At 69.2% G+C, this 17496-nt stretch carries 18 protein-coding genes and 3 tRNA genes; 15 read left to right on the top strand and 6 right to left on the bottom strand.

Going from position 1 to position 17496, the window contains the following annotated elements:
- Positions 1-149: 149 nt before the first annotated feature.
- Entirely contained in the window at positions 150-1367 is a 1218-nt protein-coding gene (locus F6A08_RS15715) for a Fic family protein (RefSeq protein ID WP_225855865.1), read from the top strand.
- A 165-nt stretch (positions 1368-1532) separates the two neighbouring features.
- Here the strand turns inward: F6A08_RS15715 and F6A08_RS15710 are convergent.
- The 3 genes from F6A08_RS15710 to F6A08_RS15700 all read right to left on the bottom strand — a co-directional run bounded on the left by F6A08_RS15710 (position 1533) and on the right by F6A08_RS15700 (position 1850).
- A tRNA-Phe gene (locus F6A08_RS15710) sits at positions 1533-1605 on the bottom strand.
- Between the two features lie 69 nt (positions 1606-1674).
- Positions 1675-1748 (bottom strand) — tRNA-Asp (locus F6A08_RS15705).
- Positions 1749-1777: 29 nt separating this feature from the next.
- Positions 1778-1850 (bottom strand) — tRNA-Glu (locus F6A08_RS15700).
- 209 nt (positions 1851-2059) lie between these two features.
- Between F6A08_RS15700 and F6A08_RS15695 the strand changes: the two genes are divergently transcribed.
- Complete coding sequence (locus tag F6A08_RS15695; RefSeq protein WP_017204664.1) at positions 2060-3424, top strand: M23 family metallopeptidase; 1365 nt, start codon at positions 2060-2062, stop codon at positions 3422-3424.
- Positions 3425-3600: 176 nt separating this feature from the next.
- Here the strand turns inward: F6A08_RS15695 and F6A08_RS15690 are convergent, their stop codons facing one another.
- On the bottom strand, positions 3601-4092 hold the full coding sequence (locus tag F6A08_RS15690; protein WP_017204665.1) for an inorganic diphosphatase: 492 nt from the start codon (positions 4090-4092) through the stop codon (positions 3601-3603).
- Between the two features lie 38 nt (positions 4093-4130).
- Positions 4131-4793, bottom strand: a complete 663-nt coding sequence (locus tag F6A08_RS15685; protein WP_151459964.1) for a TMEM175 family protein — start codon at positions 4791-4793, stop codon at positions 4131-4133.
- A 74-nt stretch (positions 4794-4867) separates the two neighbouring features.
- Here F6A08_RS15685 and tilS point away from each other — a divergent pair, with 74 nt between their 5' ends.
- Complete coding sequence (gene tilS / locus F6A08_RS15680) at positions 4868-5860, top strand: tRNA lysidine(34) synthetase TilS (protein ID WP_151459963.1); 993 nt, start codon at positions 4868-4870, stop codon at positions 5858-5860.
- Positions 5861-5896: 36 nt separating this feature from the next.
- Here tilS and F6A08_RS15675 read toward each other — a convergent pair whose 3' ends face one another.
- Positions 5897-6490 (bottom strand): DUF937 domain-containing protein, encoded by a 594-nt coding sequence (locus F6A08_RS15675; RefSeq protein ID WP_151459962.1) that lies wholly within the window; start codon positions 6488-6490, stop codon positions 5897-5899.
- 138 nt (positions 6491-6628) lie between these two features.
- Between F6A08_RS15675 and F6A08_RS15670 the strand changes: the two genes are divergently transcribed.
- The 12 genes from F6A08_RS15670 (at position 6629) to F6A08_RS15615 (ending at position 17494) form a co-directional block, all read left to right on the top strand.
- Positions 6629-6895, top strand: a complete 267-nt coding sequence (locus F6A08_RS15670; protein WP_151459961.1) for a hypothetical protein — start codon at positions 6629-6631, stop codon at positions 6893-6895.
- Positions 6892-8826, top strand: coding sequence for an alpha/beta hydrolase (locus tag F6A08_RS15665; RefSeq protein WP_151459960.1), 1935 nt, complete (start codon positions 6892-6894; stop codon positions 8824-8826). Before F6A08_RS15670 ends, F6A08_RS15665 begins: the two co-directional genes overlap by 4 nt.
- Positions 8826-9356, top strand: a complete 531-nt coding sequence (locus F6A08_RS15660; RefSeq protein ID WP_124894819.1) for a hypothetical protein — start codon at positions 8826-8828, stop codon at positions 9354-9356. Before F6A08_RS15665 ends, F6A08_RS15660 begins: the two co-directional genes overlap by 1 nt.
- A gap of 56 nt (positions 9357-9412) precedes the next feature.
- Positions 9413-9964, top strand: a complete 552-nt coding sequence (hpt, locus tag F6A08_RS15655; protein ID WP_151459959.1) for a hypoxanthine phosphoribosyltransferase — start codon at positions 9413-9415, stop codon at positions 9962-9964.
- A gap of 196 nt (positions 9965-10160) precedes the next feature.
- Positions 10161-12161, top strand: coding sequence for an ATP-dependent zinc metalloprotease FtsH (ftsH, locus tag F6A08_RS15650; RefSeq protein WP_017204675.1), 2001 nt, complete (start codon positions 10161-10163; stop codon positions 12159-12161).
- Position 12162: 1 nt separating this feature from the next.
- The gene (folE, locus tag F6A08_RS15645; RefSeq protein WP_124894820.1) at positions 12163-12783 is read left to right on the top strand and encodes a GTP cyclohydrolase I; all 621 of its coding nucleotides are present in this window, start codon (positions 12163-12165) and stop codon (positions 12781-12783) included.
- Positions 12783-13592 (top strand): dihydropteroate synthase, encoded by an 810-nt coding sequence (gene folP, locus F6A08_RS15640; RefSeq protein ID WP_017204677.1) that lies wholly within the window; start codon positions 12783-12785, stop codon positions 13590-13592. Before folE ends, folP begins: the two co-directional genes overlap by 1 nt.
- A gap of 37 nt (positions 13593-13629) precedes the next feature.
- Positions 13630-14025, top strand: coding sequence for a dihydroneopterin aldolase (folB, locus tag F6A08_RS15635; protein WP_017204678.1), 396 nt, complete (start codon positions 13630-13632; stop codon positions 14023-14025).
- Entirely contained in the window at positions 14022-14561 is a 540-nt protein-coding gene (gene folK / locus F6A08_RS15630; RefSeq protein ID WP_151459958.1) for a 2-amino-4-hydroxy-6-hydroxymethyldihydropteridine diphosphokinase, read from the top strand. The genes folB and folK overlap by 4 nt, the downstream gene beginning before the upstream one ends.
- Positions 14558-15040, top strand: a complete 483-nt coding sequence (locus tag F6A08_RS15625) for a DUF3180 domain-containing protein (protein ID WP_017204680.1) — start codon at positions 14558-14560, stop codon at positions 15038-15040. The genes folK and F6A08_RS15625 overlap by 4 nt, the downstream gene beginning before the upstream one ends.
- Positions 14991-15572 carry a PH domain-containing protein gene (locus F6A08_RS15620; RefSeq protein ID WP_017204681.1) on the top strand — a complete coding sequence of 194 codons (582 nt, stop codon included), beginning with the start codon at positions 14991-14993 and terminating at the stop codon, positions 15570-15572. The genes F6A08_RS15625 and F6A08_RS15620 overlap by 50 nt, the downstream gene beginning before the upstream one ends.
- Positions 15569-17494: a PH domain-containing protein gene (locus F6A08_RS15615; protein ID WP_263971445.1), complete on the top strand. Its 1926-nt coding sequence runs from the start codon at positions 15569-15571 to the stop codon at positions 17492-17494. The genes F6A08_RS15620 and F6A08_RS15615 overlap by 4 nt, the downstream gene beginning before the upstream one ends.
- The last annotated feature ends 2 nt before the right edge of the window (positions 17495-17496 follow it).

Genomic DNA, 17496 nt, shown 5'->3' with positions numbered 1-17496 from the left:
GCCCTCCGCCGGCGACCATTCGCTTCCGACAGTACCGGCGCCATCCCTGAGGCGTCTGAGCCGGTGCGCGCCCGCTCCATGCGGCTTCCGGTGCGCTTAATCAGGTTTATGCGGTCTAAACCTGATTAGTTCATGCAATACTCGGGGCTATGGACATCGTCACGAGGGAGATGGGGCACGGCGTCTGGCCGGCGCACACCGTCGAGACGCGCCCATGGCGTCAACAGGCCCGCGGTGGCACTCGTGCTGATCGCATGCTGACGTCCGTGGACGCCGCGGTCCCGTCGAAGATCTCGTCCCTCGACTACGTCCCGCCTATCGCGACGATCGTGGTCTCGGAGTCGGCTCTGCTTGCGGTAGCGCAGGCGGACACCGACGCGGAGGGACATTCGGCTGCGATGAGCCGGTTCATGATGCGGACCGAGTCCGTTGCCTCGTCGAAGATCGAACGCATCACCGCCACTGCTGTGGACTACGCGAAGGCCCTCGCGGGAAACCGTTCGAACATTTCGGCGACGAGCATGGTGGCCGCGAGCACCGCGCTGCACGATCTGGTGTCGGAAGTCGCCACCCGGGGAAGGTTCTCGCTGGACAGTCTTCTCGCCGCACACCGGGCGCTCATGAAGGGCGACCGCGACGAGGCCGACTACGCGGGGCGGCTCAGAGACATGCAGAACTGGATCGGTGGAAGCGACTACTCGCCTCGTGATGCCCTGTACGTGCCGCCGGCGCCGGAACGCGTGCCGTCGCTCATGGAGGATCTCGTCGAGTACCTCAACCGCGACGATGTTCCGGTGATGGTGCAGGCGGCGATCGGTCACGCGCAATTCGAGTCGATCCACGCATTCACTGATGGCAATGGCCGTATCGGGCGTGCGCTCGTCTCGGCGGTGCTTCGGCGCCGCGGAGTCACCCGAAATGCCGTGGTGCCCCTTGCCAGCGGGCTTCTCGCCAAGCGCGATGACTATTTCGCCGCGCTCGGGACGTACCGACAGGGTGACCCGGCCCCGCTGATCGACCTGTTCTCGCGTTCGGCCCGCGTGGCTGCCGTGTGCTCGCGCGAGTCCATTGCCCGCATCAAGACCCTGCCTGATGAGTGGGCCGCCGAGCTCAGGCCGCGGGCGGACTCCGCTGTCGCAGCCCTGATTCCCGCCTTCTACGATCACCCGGTCATGGCTGCCGCGGAGATCGAGAAGCGCTCAGGCGCGTCGGAGCAGCAGACCTACCGAGCGATCGCGCAACTCGCGGATACCGGCTTCATCCAGGAGATCACGGGCCGCAAGCGAGATCGTGTCTGGGTCGCCGCCGAGCTTCTGGCAGAACTCGACGATCTCGACCGGCGGATCCAGGTTGAGATGGTGGGTTGAGGCCACTCCCTCCCACCAACAGCGCGCCGCTCCGGTGCCGAAGGCGGACGAGGTGTGACCGTCCGGTCCCGGCCAGAAACCGAATCCTCACCAGGGGCAAAGCAAAACCCCCGCCATGTAGAAGCTAGGCGAGGGTTTCTGGGCTGATTGTAATGATCAGCCTTGTGGCTCCGACCGGCATCGATCCGGTGACCTTTCGATTTTCAGTCGAACGCTCTACCAACTGAGCTACAGAGCCGCGCGACCGGCGAACCTGTCGCGTCCTAGACGAAGAGCCCTCTCCGAAGAAAGAGCTCGTCGCACGGAGCGACCCTGACGGGACTTGAACCCGCGACCTCCGCCGTGACAGGGCGGCACGCTAACCAACTGCGCTACAGGGCCATACTTGTTTTCAATTGTATCGGAAGGTGTGACCCCAACGGGATTCGAACCCGTGCTACCGCCGTGAAAGGGCGGCGTCCTAGGCCGCTAAACGATGGGGCCGAGTCAGTCCCGGGGGACTTCCTTGCCGACGCTCAAGCATAAGGGATGTTCTGCGCAAATCGCGAATCGAGGGCGCGCCGCCGCCTCCCGGGCGTGTTCCGGGGGGACGATGAGGGGTCGGCGCTGCCCGGATCGCCGACGATCCACCCTGGTGCGGATGTGAAAGTTGTTGTTAGTGTGGCAACTGTGAAACCGGCGGAAGGGGCCGTGTGAACGACAAGATCACGCTGGATGCTGCTGTCGCGGCGGCATCCGAGGATTGCGGCTGCGCGCCCAGTCCGACCGAACGTCGTGCGTTCGACAAGGCCGGTGTCAGCCGTCGCGGAGCTCTCGGCATCGGAGTGCTCAGCGTCGTCGCCCTCAGTGCGTTCGGCATCTCCAACGGCGTCTCCGCCGCTTACGCCGCCTCGTACCCGAGCTGGGACGATGTGCAGCGCGCCAAGAACAGCGAGGCGGCGAAGGCCGCCGAGGTCAGCCGTATCGAGGGCCTGATCCAGTCGCTGACCCGCAAGGTCGCCGAGACGCAGGCCGCCGCGAAGGTCGCCTCCGACGAGTTCTACGAAGCGCAGCAGAGCTACTTCGCCGCCGCCACCGAGGCGGACACTCTTCAGGCGAAGGCCGACGAGCAGGCGGCGAAGGCCGACGAGTCCGCCCGCAAGGCCGGTCAGGTCGCCGCCCAGCTGTACCGCAACGGCGGTGACGACACCTCGCTGGAACTCTTCTTCGCCGGTTCCCCGGACAACGCCGACGAGCTGCTCGCCCGCCTCGGCACGATGGACAAGCTCCTCGAGTACAACCAGTCGGTCTACGACGACGCCGTCGCGGCCCGCAACTCCGCGCAGTCGCTCAGCGACCAGGCCATCGTCGCCCGCGACGAGCGCGACCGGCTGCAGAAGATCGCCGAAGAGAAGATGGTCGTCGCCCAGCAGGCCGCGGATGCCGCGCAGGCCGCGCTCGACGAGCAGTCCGCGAACCTCGCCACCATGCAGGCGCAGCTCGCAGCCCTCAAGGACAACACCGCGAAGACCGTCGCCGGATACCAGGCCGGCGTCGAAGCCGCGGAGAAGGCACGTCGGGAGCGCGAGGCCCGCGAAGCGGCAGCAGCCGCCGCAGGCAACGGCGGCGGTGGAGGCGGCGGAGGCGGCAGCCAGGGCAGCGGCGGCTGGTGCCGTCCCCACGGCGGTGGAAAGAGCTCCGGCTACGGCCCCCGTTCTCAGCAGTGCGGGCCGCAGGGATGCTCGTCGAGCTTCCACTACGGCACCGACTTCGCCAACGGCTGCGGCGCCGCGATCTACGCCGCGCAGTCCGGAACCGTCGACTACGCCGGCGGCAACGGCGGCTACGGCAACTACATCCGCATCCAGCACGGCGGCGGCATCGGCACCGGCTACGCGCACATCCGCGATGGCGGTATCCTCGTCCGCTCCGGCCAGTGGGTGCAGTCAGGACAGGTCATCGCCTACGCCGGCAACACCGGCCGCTCGTTCGGCTGCCACCTCCACTTCGAGGTCTACGTGAACGGCGGCGCCGTCAACCCGGTGCAGTTCCTCGCGCAGCGCGGCGTCTCCGCCTGAGCGACCTCGAACCCCAGACGCGGAAGACCCCCGGTTCCCTTGTGGGACCGGGGGTCTTCGCTTCGACAAGCTCAGCGACCCAGCATGGGTGGGTCAGCGACCCAGCGTGGGTGGGTCAGCGACCCAGCGTGGGTGGGTCAGCGACCCAGCATGGCTGGCTCAGCGACCCGGTGGAGTCAGTGACCCTGCTCGCCGAAGCGGACGATGGCCTCGTCGAGGATGCGCTGCGCCTCGGCGGCGTTCCCCCACTCGTCGACCTTGACCCACTTGTTGGGCTCGAGGTCCTTGTAGTGCTCGAAGAAGTGCGCGATCTCCTTCTTCGTGTACTCGGCGATGTCGTCGATGTCCTGGATGTGGGCCCACCGCGGGTCCTTCGACAGCACGGCGACGAGCTTGTCGTCTCCGCCGGCCTCGTCGCTCATCTTCAGCACCGCGACGGGGCGGACCTCGACGACGACGCCCGGGTAGATGGCGTGGTCGAGCAGCACGAGCACGTCGAGCGGGTCGCCGTCCTCGCCGAGCGTGTTGTCGAAGTAGCCGTAGTCGGCCGGGTAGCCGAAGGTCGTGTAGAGCACGCGGTCGAGGTGCACTCGTCCGGTCTCGTGGTCGACCTCGTACTTCACGCGGCTGCCGCGCGGGATCTCGATGACGGCGTCGTGTGCGCCCATGCGTGTGCTCCTCAGAAGGTTCGGTTGGATGCCGCGGACTAGCCTACCGGCGGCGCCTCGGCGTCCGATCCGCCCTCGCGGCGGAGCATGACGCGGTTCAGCAGCCGCGAGAGCGGACCGTTCAACAGCAGGATGAATAGGGCGAGGTACCCGTTCGGCGCGGTGAACACCGCGATCACGAGCGCGATCGCGAAGAGGATGATGGCGGCGAGGTCGCCGACGACGCCGGCGCGCAGGACCGCCGGCGGCGCCGTCGTGAGCTCGGGGTGCCGTCGCAGGTAGAGCCAGCCCGCGAGCGTCGTGACCTGCGTCATGATGAGCGTCCCGATGTAGACCACGGCCTGGAGCGCATCGGAGTCCAGCTGGCCGAGCATCGCGGTCGGCACGGGCAGCCAGACGATCGTCGCCATCCACGCGACGTTGATCCACAGCAGCGGCACCGTGATCCACTCGACGTCGCGGTACTGGCTGTGGTGCCCCATCCAGAACATGGCGATGAGGAGGAAGCTCAGCCCGAAGCTGACCAGCTGCCCCGAGTGCTCGCGGAAGAACTCCGCGGTCGTGAGATCTCCGGAGGCGGCATCGGAGACGGCCTCCAGCAGCGGCAGGATGAGCAGGGTCATCGCGATGGCCACGACGGCGTCGACGAAGGCCTTGAACCGCTCGGTGCGGAAGGGTCGCGTACGCGCGTTGTCGGTCACGGCGTCAGGATAGTCCGGCCGATGCGGCGCTGCATCCGCTCGGCCCCGCGACGGCCGTGCCCTACCGTGGAAGCGTGCCGTCTCTCCCTCCTGTCATCGCTGAGATCCGCCTGGCCGTGCGCACCGCGCTCGCCGACCTTCCCGAGGGGTCGACCGTGATCGTCGGTCTCTCCGGAGGGGCCGATTCCCTGGCGCTCGCCGCGGCCGTGGCCTTCGAGGCGCCGCGATGCGGGCTCCGCGCGGCGACCCTCACGGTCGATCACGGGCTGCAGGATGACTCGGCCGCCGTTGCGGAGGCGGCAGCGGGCGCCGCGCGCGACCTCGGCCTCGATGCCCTCGTGGTGCGGGTGGCCGTCGACGGGGCGGGCGGTCCGGAGGCCGCCGCCCGCGACGCCCGGTACCGGGTTCTGCGCGACGCCGCCCTGGACGTGTCGGCGGCGGCCGTGCTCCTCGGTCACACCCTGGACGATCAGGCCGAGACGGTGCTCCTGGGTCTCGCGCGAGGCTCCGGAGCCGCGAGCCTGCAGGGCATGGCCCCGGTCCGCGAGGATGACGACGGCCTGCGGTGGATCCGACCGCTGCTCGCGGTGCGCCGGGAGACGACGCAGGCGTTCGTCGCGGCATCCGGCCTGACGGCCTGGAACGATCCCCACAACGCCGACGCACGGTACGCCAGAGTGCGCGTGCGCGAGCGTGTGCTGCCGGTGCTCGAGACCGAACTCGGTCCGGGTATCGCGGAAGCTCTCGCCCGGACGGCCGAGCAGCTGCGCGAAGACGCCGAGGCTTTCGACGAGATGATCCACGAGACGATCGAGGACATCGTCGAGCACGCCGAGGCCGGCATCTCCGTCAGCGTGGCCGCGCTCGCCGCGAACCCCGCCGCCCTGCGGAACAGGATCATCCGCCTCGTCGTCGACAGCGAGTTCGGGGTCGCCCTCACCCGCGCGCAGACCCTCGAGGTCGCCCGGCTCGTCACCGACTGGCGGGGTCAGGGGCCGATCGACCTGCCCGGGTGCGCAGCCGCCCGCAGGGGCGGACGCATCGTCATCACCGCATCCGGTCGCTGATCGGGAGCTTCGCCCAGACGGAGCGCGGAGGGCGGGCTACTTCTTCCCGCCGAACAATCCGCCGAGGATGCCGCCGAGGTCGATTCCGCCGCCCGAGCCGCTGTTCCCGCCGCCGAGCAGTCCGCCGATGACGTCGCCGATGCCGCCGCCCGAGCCGCCCTTGTCGCCGCCGCCGAGGATGCCGCCGATCACGTCGCCGATGCCGCCGGAGCTCTCCGCCCCGGCGTCGGTCTTGGCGCTCTTGTCCTTCGTCGCGTTCGCGATGAGACCCATGACGATGGGGGCGAGGATGGGCAGGAGCTTGCCGAAGTCGATTCCGGGGGTCGCCTTCGACTCCGTGAGCTCCTTCGTGACCTCCTTCTCCTTCGAGCCGAGGATGTGCGCGACGATCTTGCCACCGTCGGCCTGATCGATGTCGTCCACCGTGCTGGCGGGCGTCGAGCCGGAGTGCTTCTTGAGCGCGGCCTCGATCGCCGCGGAGCCCTCGGTGGTCTCGGCGTTCTTCGCCAATCCGCTCAGGAGCACGGCGCCGCCCTGTTCGACCGCGACCTTCGCCTCGTCGCGCGAGACGCCCAGCTTCTCGGCGATGTCGTCGATCGGCACCTGGGTGAGGATGTCGTCAAGAGCCATGAGGATTCCTTCCGTCGGTGGGCGTCCGCCCGCGTCACCGATCACAGTAGTGCGGATGGCGGGCGATGGGGAGATCTCCCCATCGCCGTCATGCAACAGGCGGCCCTATGGTGGAAGCTCCGGGGGGAAGGAGTACCGATGTCCGATCTCGATGTCCAGAAGGACGCGCTCGACACGGCGCAGGCGCGGCTGACGGCAAGTGCCGCGCCGGTCATCACGTCGTGCCTGTCTTTCGCCGGCACCGGTTCGCCCTCCGTCGAAGGCGCGCTGGGCGAGGCTGAGTCGCTGCTGACGCAGATCCTCTCCGCACTCGCGCAGACGGCGACGAACTCCGCGGCCGACACGGCCTCCGTCGCCTCCACGTTCACAGCGTCCGACGAGACCCTGGCGCAGGCGGCACGATGAGCCTTCCGGGAATCGTCGACGACCCGGCCAAGGGCGATGTCGGGGCGGTGAACGGCTACGCGACCGCCTTCACCACCCGTGCGAGCTCTTCGCGGGAGCGCAAGGGCGACGCGGATGCGGCCCTCGCCAGCCTCACCTCGATGACTTCGTCGGCGGCGGCTGAACTCGGCACCAGAGTCGTGCTCCTCGCGCAGCGCCTCGGGGAGACGGCCCAAGGGCTCGACGGGATCTCCGCCGCCGTGTCGACGTACGCGACAGACCTCGAGGCGTTGAAGAGCGAGGCCGCGCGGCGCCTCCGGGCCGCTCAGAACGCGTACGACCACATCTTCGTCCGACGCGCGGAGGCACTCAACGCCGCCAGCGAGTTCGTCACCGGCTGGGCGCTTCCGTGGGACGCGGTGCTTCCGTCATGGATGTACCTCGACGACCCCGGCTACCTGCGCCGCTGGCAGGACGCGATCGACGGCTACCGCACCGCGCTCGCCTCCTACAACGCCCTCGCGGAGCAGCGCGCGACCATCGATCAGAAGGCCGTGAGCGCGCTCGCCGCCGTGCCCCTCATCACCGCCGTCACCCAGGGCGGGAAGGTCGGCCCTGGCGGATTCGTCGCCGCGAGCCTCGCGTGGGCGGGCAACGTCAACGCGATCACGGCGGAATCCCTCGCCGGTCTCGGCGACCCCGACATCATCCGCGAGACGTGGAACGCGATGGACGACGAGACGCGGGCGGCGCTCCTCGCCGCGTCATCCCTCATCCTGGGAAACCTCAACGGCATCCCGATCCGCGACCGCGTCACGGCCAACCACACCAACATCCGCGACGAGATCGCGCGAAGGGAAGCCGAGATCGCCCGGCTCCAGGCGCTGGTCGACAGCCTCAAGACCGGCGACCGCGCCGACGCCTGGGAGGCGAAGGGCTACCTCGACGAGATCGCGAAGCTGCGCGAGCCCATCGACTACTGGCAGAGCCTGCTCGACCAGGACTACACGTGGTGGGACGAGAGCGAGCGAAAGCACACCGAGAGCGGGGCAGGCGCGCGCGTCGTCGTCTTCGACCCGGGCGCGGACGCGGTGGCCACGTACCACGGCCCGATCGATCCGATCACCGGAGACATCCCCGCGTGGATCCGCAACGTCGCCGTGTCGGTCCCGGGGACCACGACGACCATGACCAGCTTCGGTGACGGAACGGGTGCGCAGCTCTACCGGTCGGCCGGCCCCGACACCGCGGTGTTCCAGTGGGCGGGAGGCACGTTCCCGCAACTGGAACTGCCCGGACCGACCGACGCCTCCTTCTCGCGGGACCTCGCGCCGAAGCTGGTCGACTTCGTCGCCGGAATCGACAAGCCGGATGGTTCGTCCCTCACCGTGCTGGGCCACAGCTACGGAGGGGCGACCGTCGGGCTCGCCGAGAAAGCGGGTCTCGTCGCCGACCGCATCCTCTACGTCTCAGCGGCAGGTATGGGCGCTGGGGTGAGCGGTATCGAGGACTTCCCGCAGACCTCCGGAGTCCCGCACTACTCGATGATGGCGCGAGGTGATCTCGTCGTCGGACTGATCCAGGGCAACGGGCCGGAGCAGATGCACGGGCAGTCGCCGCTGACCGCGGACGGTGTCACCCGATTGGAGACGGGGTGGATCAAGGACGACAACGGTGATCGCCTGGTTGACCTCGAGGACTACAACGTCGAGGGGAACGGCACGCCGCGGGGTATCGACAGCCACAGCTCCGTGTATGACCCCCGATCGGTGGCGTTCGACAACATCATCGCTGTCATCACCGGCGGCGACGCCATGCTCTTCGCGCCGGACGATGTCTACAACCCGCGACCCATCGTCGTGCCGGGAGCCGGACCCATCGTGCAGGCCCCGGTGCAGATCGACGGCATCGACAAGTCGGGTTTCGAACCGGAGTACGCGAGGATCGAATGATGAAGATGACCGCACGTGCCGTCGCGCTGATGGCCGGCGTTCTCGTGGCCCTGACGCTGGGAGGCTGCACGATGGTGACCGAGACAGACAGTCGACTCGACGAGTATCAGGCAGAGGCGGAGGGCTTGGCCGACGAACTGATCGCCCTGGTCCCGGCCGACCTCGCTCCGACGACTCCCCCCGACGTCGAGTCGTCGGGGCGCATGCTGCAGAATCCGGTCTCCGCCGACCCCTCTCCGCAGGACTCGGTCTGGTGGCAGGTCGATGCGTACATCGAACCGGTCCAGCGGCCCGCCGCCTCGGAGGACGCTGCGAAGGCGATCGCCAACGGCCTGCTCGACGACGGGTGGGAACAGACGAAGGCCCGCGAGACGGCAGAGGGCCGAAGGACCGCCGACGCCTATGCGAAGGACGACTGGTACGTCGAGGTGACGTGGGTTCGTTCCGAGGAGGGCAAGTTCGAGACGGTCGAGATCTCCGTGCTCAGTCCGAAGACGACGCGCGGAGACCACGACGAGATCCACTCCTGAGGGGGCGGTCGCAGCCCGGGACCGGAGCACACCGCTGCGTCGCCTAAAATCGATCCATGCGCGCCGCGGAGATCCAGGACGACCTTGCACAGATCCTCGTCACCGAGGAGGAGATCCACGCCAAGCTCGACGAGCTCGCGGCGCAGGTCGCGAAGGACTACGAGGGCAAAGACCTCATCCTCGTCGGCGTGCTCAAGGGCGCCGTCATGGTCATGGCCGACTTCGCACGGGCGCTGCCGTTCCACGCCCCGATGGACTGGATGGCGGTGTCGAGCTACGGCGCCAGCACGAAGTCCAGCGGTGTCGTCCAGATCCGGAAGGACCTCGACACCGACCTGCACGGCAAGCACGTGCTCATCGTCGAGGACATCATCGACTCGGGCCTCACGCTGAGCTGGCTGCTGGAGAACTTCGAGTCCCGCGGCGCGGAGTCGATCGAGGTGCTCGCGCTGCTGCGCAAGCCGGAGGCCGCCAAGGTCAAGATCGACTGCAAGTACGTCGGCTTCGACATCCCGGTGGAGTTCGTCGTGGGCTACGGGCTGGACTACGCGGAGCGGTACCGCAACCTGCGGGACGTCGCCGTGCTGGCGCCCCACGTCTACAGCTGACGCTTCGACAGGCTCAGCGACCCACGCTTCGACAGGCTCAGCGACCCACGCTTCGACAGGCTCAGCGACCCACGCTTCGACAGGCTCAGCGACCCACGCTTCGACAGGCTCAGCGACCCGGGGGCAGCGACGGGCGTTGCGCCGTGGGTGAACGCACAGCGCCCGCCTAGGGCGCGCGCGATACGCTGATCCGATCATGGATGTGAAGAAGCTCACCCGGAATCCGCTGATCTACGTCGCGCTGATCGGCGTGCTTCTCTTCGGCGGATTCCTGCTGATCTCCAATCTGGGCGCGCCCAAGCAGATCACGACCCAGGAGGGGCTGAAGCTCCTGTCCGGGACGACGGTCACCGAGGTCGTGAACACCGACGGGGATCAGCGGGTCGACATGACACTCTCGAAGCCCTTCGAAGGCTCCGAGAACGTGCAGTTCTACTACGTCGATGCGCGTGCCGACGAGGTCGTCAGCGCGATCAACGAGGCAGCCCCCAAGGACGGCTTCAACGACGCCGTCCCACGTGCGACCTGGTTCGACGGCTTCCTCTCGCTCCTTCTTCCGCTCGTGCTGCTCGGCCTGCTGTTCTGGTGGCTCCTGTCGTCCATGCAGGGTGGCGGCGGCAAGGTCATGCAGTTCGGCAAGTCCAAGGCCAAGCTCGTCAACAAGGAGACTCCGACCGTCACCTTCGCCGACGTCGCCGGCGCGGACGAGGCCATCGAAGAGCTCCACGAGATCAAGGAGTTCCTCCAGGATCCGGCGAAGTTCCAGGCCATCGGCGCCCGCATCCCGAAGGGCGTGCTGCTGTACGGCCCTCCCGGAACCGGTAAGACCCTCCTCGCCCGCGCCGTCGCGGGTGAGGCCGGCGCCCCGTTCTACTCGATCTCCGGTTCCGACTTCGTCGAGATGTTCGTCGGCGTCGGTGCCTCCCGCGTGCGCGACCTGTTCAGCCAGGCGAAGGAGAACGCGCCGGCCATCATCTTCATCGACGAGATCGACGCCGTCGGTCGTCACCGTGGTGCCGGCATGGGCGGCGGCAACGACGAGCGCGAGCAGACCCTGAACCAGATGCTCGTCGAGATGGACGGCTTCGACCCGAACGCGAACGTCATCGTGATCGCGGCCACCAACCGTCCGGACATCCTTGACCCCGCACTGCTGCGCCCCGGCCGCTTCGACCGCCAGATCGGCGTCGACGCCCCCGACCTCAAGGGTCGCCAGAAGATCCTCGAGGTGCACAGCAAGGGCAAGCCGCTGTCGAAGAACGTGGACCTCGAGGTCGTCGCCCGCAAGACCCCAGGCTTCACCGGTGCCGACCTGGCGAACGTGCTGAACGAGGCCGCGCTGCTCACGGCCCGCTCGAACGCCCAGCTCATCGACAACCGCGCGCTCGACGAGGCCATCGACCGCGTGATCGCCGGTCCGCAGCGTCGCACCCGCGTGATGAAGGACAAGGAGAAGCTCATCACGGCGTACCACGAGGGCGGCCACGCTCTCGCTGCAGCGGCGATGAACTACACCGACCCCGTGACGAAGATCACGATCCTGCCCCGCGGCAAGGCGCTCGGCTACACGATGGTGCTGCCGCTGGACGACAAGTACTCGGTCACCCGCAACGAGCTGCAGGACCAGCTCACCTACGCGATGGGCGGCCGCGTCGCGGAGGAGATCGTCTTCCACGACCCCACCACGGGTGCGTCGAACGACATCGAGAAGGCCACCTCGATCGCCCGCAAGATGGTCATCGAGTACGGCATGACGACGCAGGTCGGCCCGGTCAAGCTCGGCACCGAGGGCGGCGACATGTTCGTCGCCCGTGACATGGGCCGCGGCCGCGAGTACTCCGAGAAGGTCGCGGAGCGGGTCGACGCCGAGGTGCGCGCGCTCATCGAGCAGGCCCACAACGAGGCCTACGCCGTGATCAGCGAGAACCGCGACATCCTCGACAAGCTCGCCCTCGCGCTGCTCGAGGAGGAGACCCTCGACCACAACCAGATCGCGGAGATCTTCACCGAGGTCAAGAAGCTCCCCGAGCGCCCGCTGTGGCTGTCGAGCGAGGACCGCCCGGTCTCCGAGCGTCCGCCGATCGACGTGCCGAAGAAGGACGTCTCGCTCGCCGCATCGGTCGAGGCGCCCAGCAGCGCACCGCGCACCCAGCAGGGGTCGGCCGGAGCCGGTCACCCGCGGCCCGCGACGGCGTGACGTGACCGTCGACAGGCAGCGCGTCGAGCGACTCACCAGGGAGCTGCTCGAGGCGATCGGCGAGGATCCCGATCGACCGGGGCTCAAGCAGACGCCGTCGCGCATGGCCGAGCTGTACACGGAGTTCTTCTCCGGAGTGGGGGAGGACCCAGCGGCTCCGCTCGCGCACACCATCAGCGTGACACGAGGCCCTGCGCCCGACACCCTCCCGTCCGGGGCGGTGCTGCTGCGTGACATCCGCTTCCGCTCGGTCTGCGAACACCACCTCCTGCCCTTCGCCGGTCACGCGCACATCGCGTATCTGCCGGGCGAGCAGGTCGTGGGACTGGGTGCCCTCGTGCGCGTGGTCGAGGTGCTCGCGGCGCGACCGCAGGTACAGGAGCGCCTCGGAGAGCAGATCGCCGACACGATCGCCGAGCACCTCGACACCCGCGGCGTGCTCGTGGTGCTCGATGCCAGCCACGGCTGCGTCACGATGCGCGGCGGACGCCAGACGGAAGCCTCGACGCTCACGATCGCCGCGCGCGGCGTCTACGCGGATCCGGTCGCTCGCACCGAGCTCATCACGCTCATCGGACTGTCCGCCGGCTCGGGGGCGTCCCGCGACGGGTCCGCTCTCTGATGACGGGCATCTGGGGCATCGTCAACGTCACGCCCGACTCGTTCAGCGACGGAGGACGATACCTCGACGTGGACGCGGCCGTCGCCCATGGTCTCCGGCTGCGCGCGGACGGGGCCGCCGTGCTCGATGTCGGCGGAGAGTCGACCAGGCCCGGAGCCGAGCGCGTCGGCACCGATGTCGAGCAGCAGCGCGTGATCCCGGTGATCGAACAGCTCGCCGCGGCCGGCGTGCCCGTCAGCATCGACACGCTGAGCGCCGAGACCGCCGCAGCGGCGGTCCGCGCAGGCGCCCGCATCGTGAACGACGTCTCGGGCGGGTTGGCCGATCCGGACATGCGGGCGGCCGTCGCGGAGTCCGGAGCGGATTTCGCGATCGGGCACTGGCGCGGTTTCTCGGCGGACATGTACGCGCACGCCGAGTACCGCCGGGTGGCCCGCGAAGTCGCCGGCGAGCTCCAGGAGCGCATGGGCGAAGCAGCAGCCGCCGGGATCGCCCCCTCGCGCCTGATCCTCGACCCGGGTATCGGCTTCGCGAAGGCGGGCACGCAGAACTGGGACGTGCTGCGCGGGCTCGACGAGATCATCGCGCTCGGCCCGCGCGTGCTCATCGGCACCTCGCGCAAGCGGTTCCTCGCGGAGGTGCTGCGTGGCGAAGGCGGCCAGGACGAAGAGGTCTCCGAGGCGCGGCGAGACCTCGCCACCGCCGTGACCAGCGCCCTCGCTGTGCGGGCCGGCGTCTGGGCGGTCCGCGTGCACGATGTGTCCGCCACCCGCGACGCCCTCGCCGTCGCGCACGCCTGGGAAGGCTGAGGGGCGCGCCCTGGGGTCGCCCCCGTACGCTAGAGGCATGGATTTCCTCGATGAGATCGTCCTCACCGGTCTGACCGTCTTCGGCCGCCACGGCGTGTACGCGCATGAGCGAGAGGACGGCCAGGAGTTCGTGGTCGACCTCCGGCTGCGGATGTCGCTGGAGCAGGCCGCCGCCTCGGACGACGTGGCCGACACCGTGCACTACGGCGAACTGGCCGAGAAGGTGGCGGGAGTCGTCGAGGGCGAGCCCGTCAACCTGATCGAGACCCTCGCCGAGCGGATCGCCGCGGTGGCGCTGCAGGACGCCCGCGTGCAGAACGTGACCGTCACCGTGCACAAGCCGCACGCCCCGATCGACCGGAACTTCGCCGATGTCGCGGTGACCGTGCACCGCAGCCGCGGGCCCGAGTGGCTCGAGGACATCACCGCATGAGCCGCAGCCTCGCGAAACCCCCGCAGCTGCCCGGTCCTCGCCCCGCGCGACCGGAGACCGTCGCGGTCGTGGCGCTCGGCGCGAACCTCGGCGACCGGCACGAGACGATCCGCGCTGCTGCGGAGCGCATCGCACGGCTGCCGCTGGTCAGCGAGGTGCGCCTGTCCGCCCTGTTCGAGACCGTCGCCCTGCGTCTCGACGGGCCGGATCCCGACGCCCCCGGCTACGTGAACGCGGTCGCGCTGGTGACCACGCGTCTGGCGCCGGAGATCCTGCTCGGCATGCTGCACGCGATCGAAGACGAGAACGGGCGGGAGCGTCGAGAGCGCTGGGGCGACCGCACCCTCGACCTCGACCTCATCGCGTACGGCGATTTCGTCTCGGACGAACCGCGGCTGCAGGTGCCGCATCCGCGCGCCGCAGAGCGCCTGTTCGTGCTCGAACCCTGGCTGGACGTCGACCCCGACGCCGTGCTGCCGGGGTGGGGCAGGGTCGCCGAACTCGCGGCAGGTCTCCTCGCCAGGGGCGAGGGATGAGACGCACCTCGGCCGGACTGCTCGTCGTCCTCGCCCTGCTCGGCGCCGGCGGCGGCTTCCTTCTCGATCACCTGCTCACGGCGGGCGGTCGCGCGACCTTCACCCCGTCCCTGCTGCTGCCGGTGCTGCTCCTGCTGATCGCGGCGGCGTCCCTCGGAGTGGCCTGGCCGGTCCGGCGCAGCGTCCGGTCGGGCGTCCGCATCGATCCGTTCCGGGCTCTGCGGGCCGCGACGCTCGCCCGTGCATCGAGCCTGCTCGGCGCGATTCTGGCCGGCTTCGGCGCCGGGCTGCAGCTGTTCCTCCTGACACGGCCGATCGAACCCCCGGTAGGGTCGACTGTGGCCATGCTGGCCCTCATCGGAAGCGCGATCGTCCTCGTCGTCGCCGCGCTCGTCGCTGAACAGTTCTGCACCCTGCCGAAGGATCCTGATGACTCAGAACCCAGAGACCGCGCCCCTGAACCCGGCGGAGGGCACTGACCTCGACGCCCTCGACCAGGGGACCTACACGAAGCTGCGCACCGCGCGGAACGAGGCCAGGCTCGAGCTCGACGGCACATGGCACCAGATCTCGCCGCGCTACGTCGTCTCGCAGATCGTGCAGAACGTGATCTTCATCGCGATCGTCGTCGCGGTCGCCGTCGTGCTCAACGTCGTGCTCGAGCAGGATTGGGTATGGATCCCGGCCGGCGTGATCCTGTTGATCACGGTCATCACGCTGGTGATCCTGCCCCGTCAGGCGAAGGCGATCGGCTACATGCTCCGTGCGGACGACATCGTGTTCCGCAAGGGCATCCTCTGGCAGCGGATGATCGCCGTCCCCTACGGCCGCATGCAGCTGGTCGACATCACCCAGGGGCCCCTCGACCGCGCCTTCGGGGTCTCGCAGCTGAAGATGGTCACGGCCGCCGCGACCACCGGCGTGCAGATCCCGGGCCTGACGCAGGCGGCATCGGAAGCGCTGCGCGACACCCTCATCCAGGTCGCCGAGACGCGTCGGACCGGCCTGTGAGCGAGCCGCAGCCTCCCCTGACGCCGAGCCCGCAGGCATCCGCCGTGGAGCCGTCGACCACGCTCGCGAACGGCGAGTGGCACCGGATGCACCCGCTCACCCCGCTCTTCAAGGGCGGTCTGGCGCTGATCATCGTGGCCGGCATCGTGGTCGCGAACATGCGTGATCGCGTCATCAACTGGCTCGTCGCGCTGTTCACGCCCGAGGAAGCCCACTACGGCGATTACACCGGCGGCGATCCGGTCGACTGGGTACTGGCGAACAACCTGATCCTCGTCGCTCTGCTCAGCGTGCTCGGACTCGTCCTCGTGCTCGTGGCGATCTTCTGGTTCGTCTGGCGCTTCCAGCAGTTCCGGATCACCGGCGACCACGTCGAGGTGCGCAAGGGCATCATCTTCCGCTCGCACCGGCGGGCGCCGCTCGACCGGGTGCAGGGAGTCAACCTGACCCGACCGTTCCCCGCTCGCATCATCGGACTGGCGAAGCTCGAAGTCGTGGGCGCCGGCAATGACGCGAACGTCGAGCTCGAGTACCTGGCGACGCCTCGCGCCGAGTCGGTGCGTGCGGACATCCTGCGTCTGGCCTCCGGCGCGCGAGCGGCGCGTCACGCCGCGCTCAACCCCGACGCCGCGGGAGCGGCCGCTGCGGCGCCCGCGTCCGCGCGCGCGCAGCTCGTCGGCTCGATGAACGCGGGGGTCAACGACCTCATCGCCGGCGTCGACCTCGCCGACGTGGTGCCGGAGAGCGTGGTCAAGATCCCGACCGGTCGACTCGTCGGATCGCAGTTGATCTCCGGCCTGCTGTGGCTGGTCTTCTTCGGAGTGATCTTCGCCGTCGCGATCGGCAGCACGCTCATCGGCATGCTCGTCGACGGCGACCCGGACGGCGGCGTCGTGCTCCTCGGCATCGGGCTCGGGATGGGCATCCCGATGGTCATCGCCGTGGTCGGTATCACCTGGGCGCAGATCTCCAAGTCGCTGCGGTACTCGATCGCGCCGACGCCCGACGGCGTGCGCATCACCTACGGACTGCTGACGACCGTGACCGAGACGCTGCCGCCAGGGCGCATCTTCGCCGTCGAGGTCTCGCAGTCGCTGCTGTGGCGCCCCTTCGGCTGGTGGATGATCAAGATCAACCGCATGAGCGGCAAGAGCGCGGCGCAGCAGTCGTCGGGGAGCGGCCAGCAGTTCAACGTCGTCCTCCCGGTCGGCAAGCGCGCGGACGTCGAGCGCGTGCTCGCCCTCGTGCTGCCGGATGTCCCCGCCGCGAGCATCTCCTCGCTCTGGGATCAGGGCGTGGTCGGGCCGAGCGAGGGCGACGCGTACCGTCGGATGCCCCGTCGCGCGTGGTGGCGCCGTCCGGTCTCCTGGAAGCGTCACGGTTACCTCGTCGAGGAGTTCGGCCTGATCCTCCGACGCGGGAACATCTGGCGGAAGCTCGCGGTGTTCCCGTTGGCGCGGCTCCAGGGCGTCTCGCTGAGCCAGGGACCCATCGACCGGGCGCAGCGCGTGTCCGGAGCGCAGGTGCACACCGTGCCCGGGCCTATCACGGGCTACCTCTCCGGGCTCGAGCGCGCCGATGCGCTGGCGCTCCTGGACGATGTCAGCCGAGCCGCCGCGGAGGCGGCGTCTCGGGATACGACCCATCGGTGGAGCGAGCACGCGTCGACGCCGACGGCGGTGGCCGCGCCCGTGGCCCCGCCGCCCTACACGGGGCCGCCGCCGGTCTTCACCGCGCCGGGGCAGACGCCGCCTGCGCCTCCGGTCGCTCCGCCTGCTGCGCCTCCGGTCGCTTCGCCTGCTGCGCCTCCGGTCGCTGCGCCTCCGGTCGCCCCGCCGCCCGCGCCTCCGGTCGCTCCGCCTGCTGCGCCTCCGGTCGCCCCGCCTGCGCCGCCCGCTTCACCCGCTGCGCCGGGGGAGTGAGC

The sequence above is a fragment of the Microbacterium algeriense genome, from assembly GCF_008868005.1.
In the GTDB taxonomy this organism is placed as follows: Bacteria; Actinomycetota; Actinomycetes; order Actinomycetales; family Microbacteriaceae; genus Microbacterium; species Microbacterium algeriense.
Note: the sequence above shows the minus strand (reverse complement) of the source record. Positions and strands in the feature narration are given on the sequence as shown.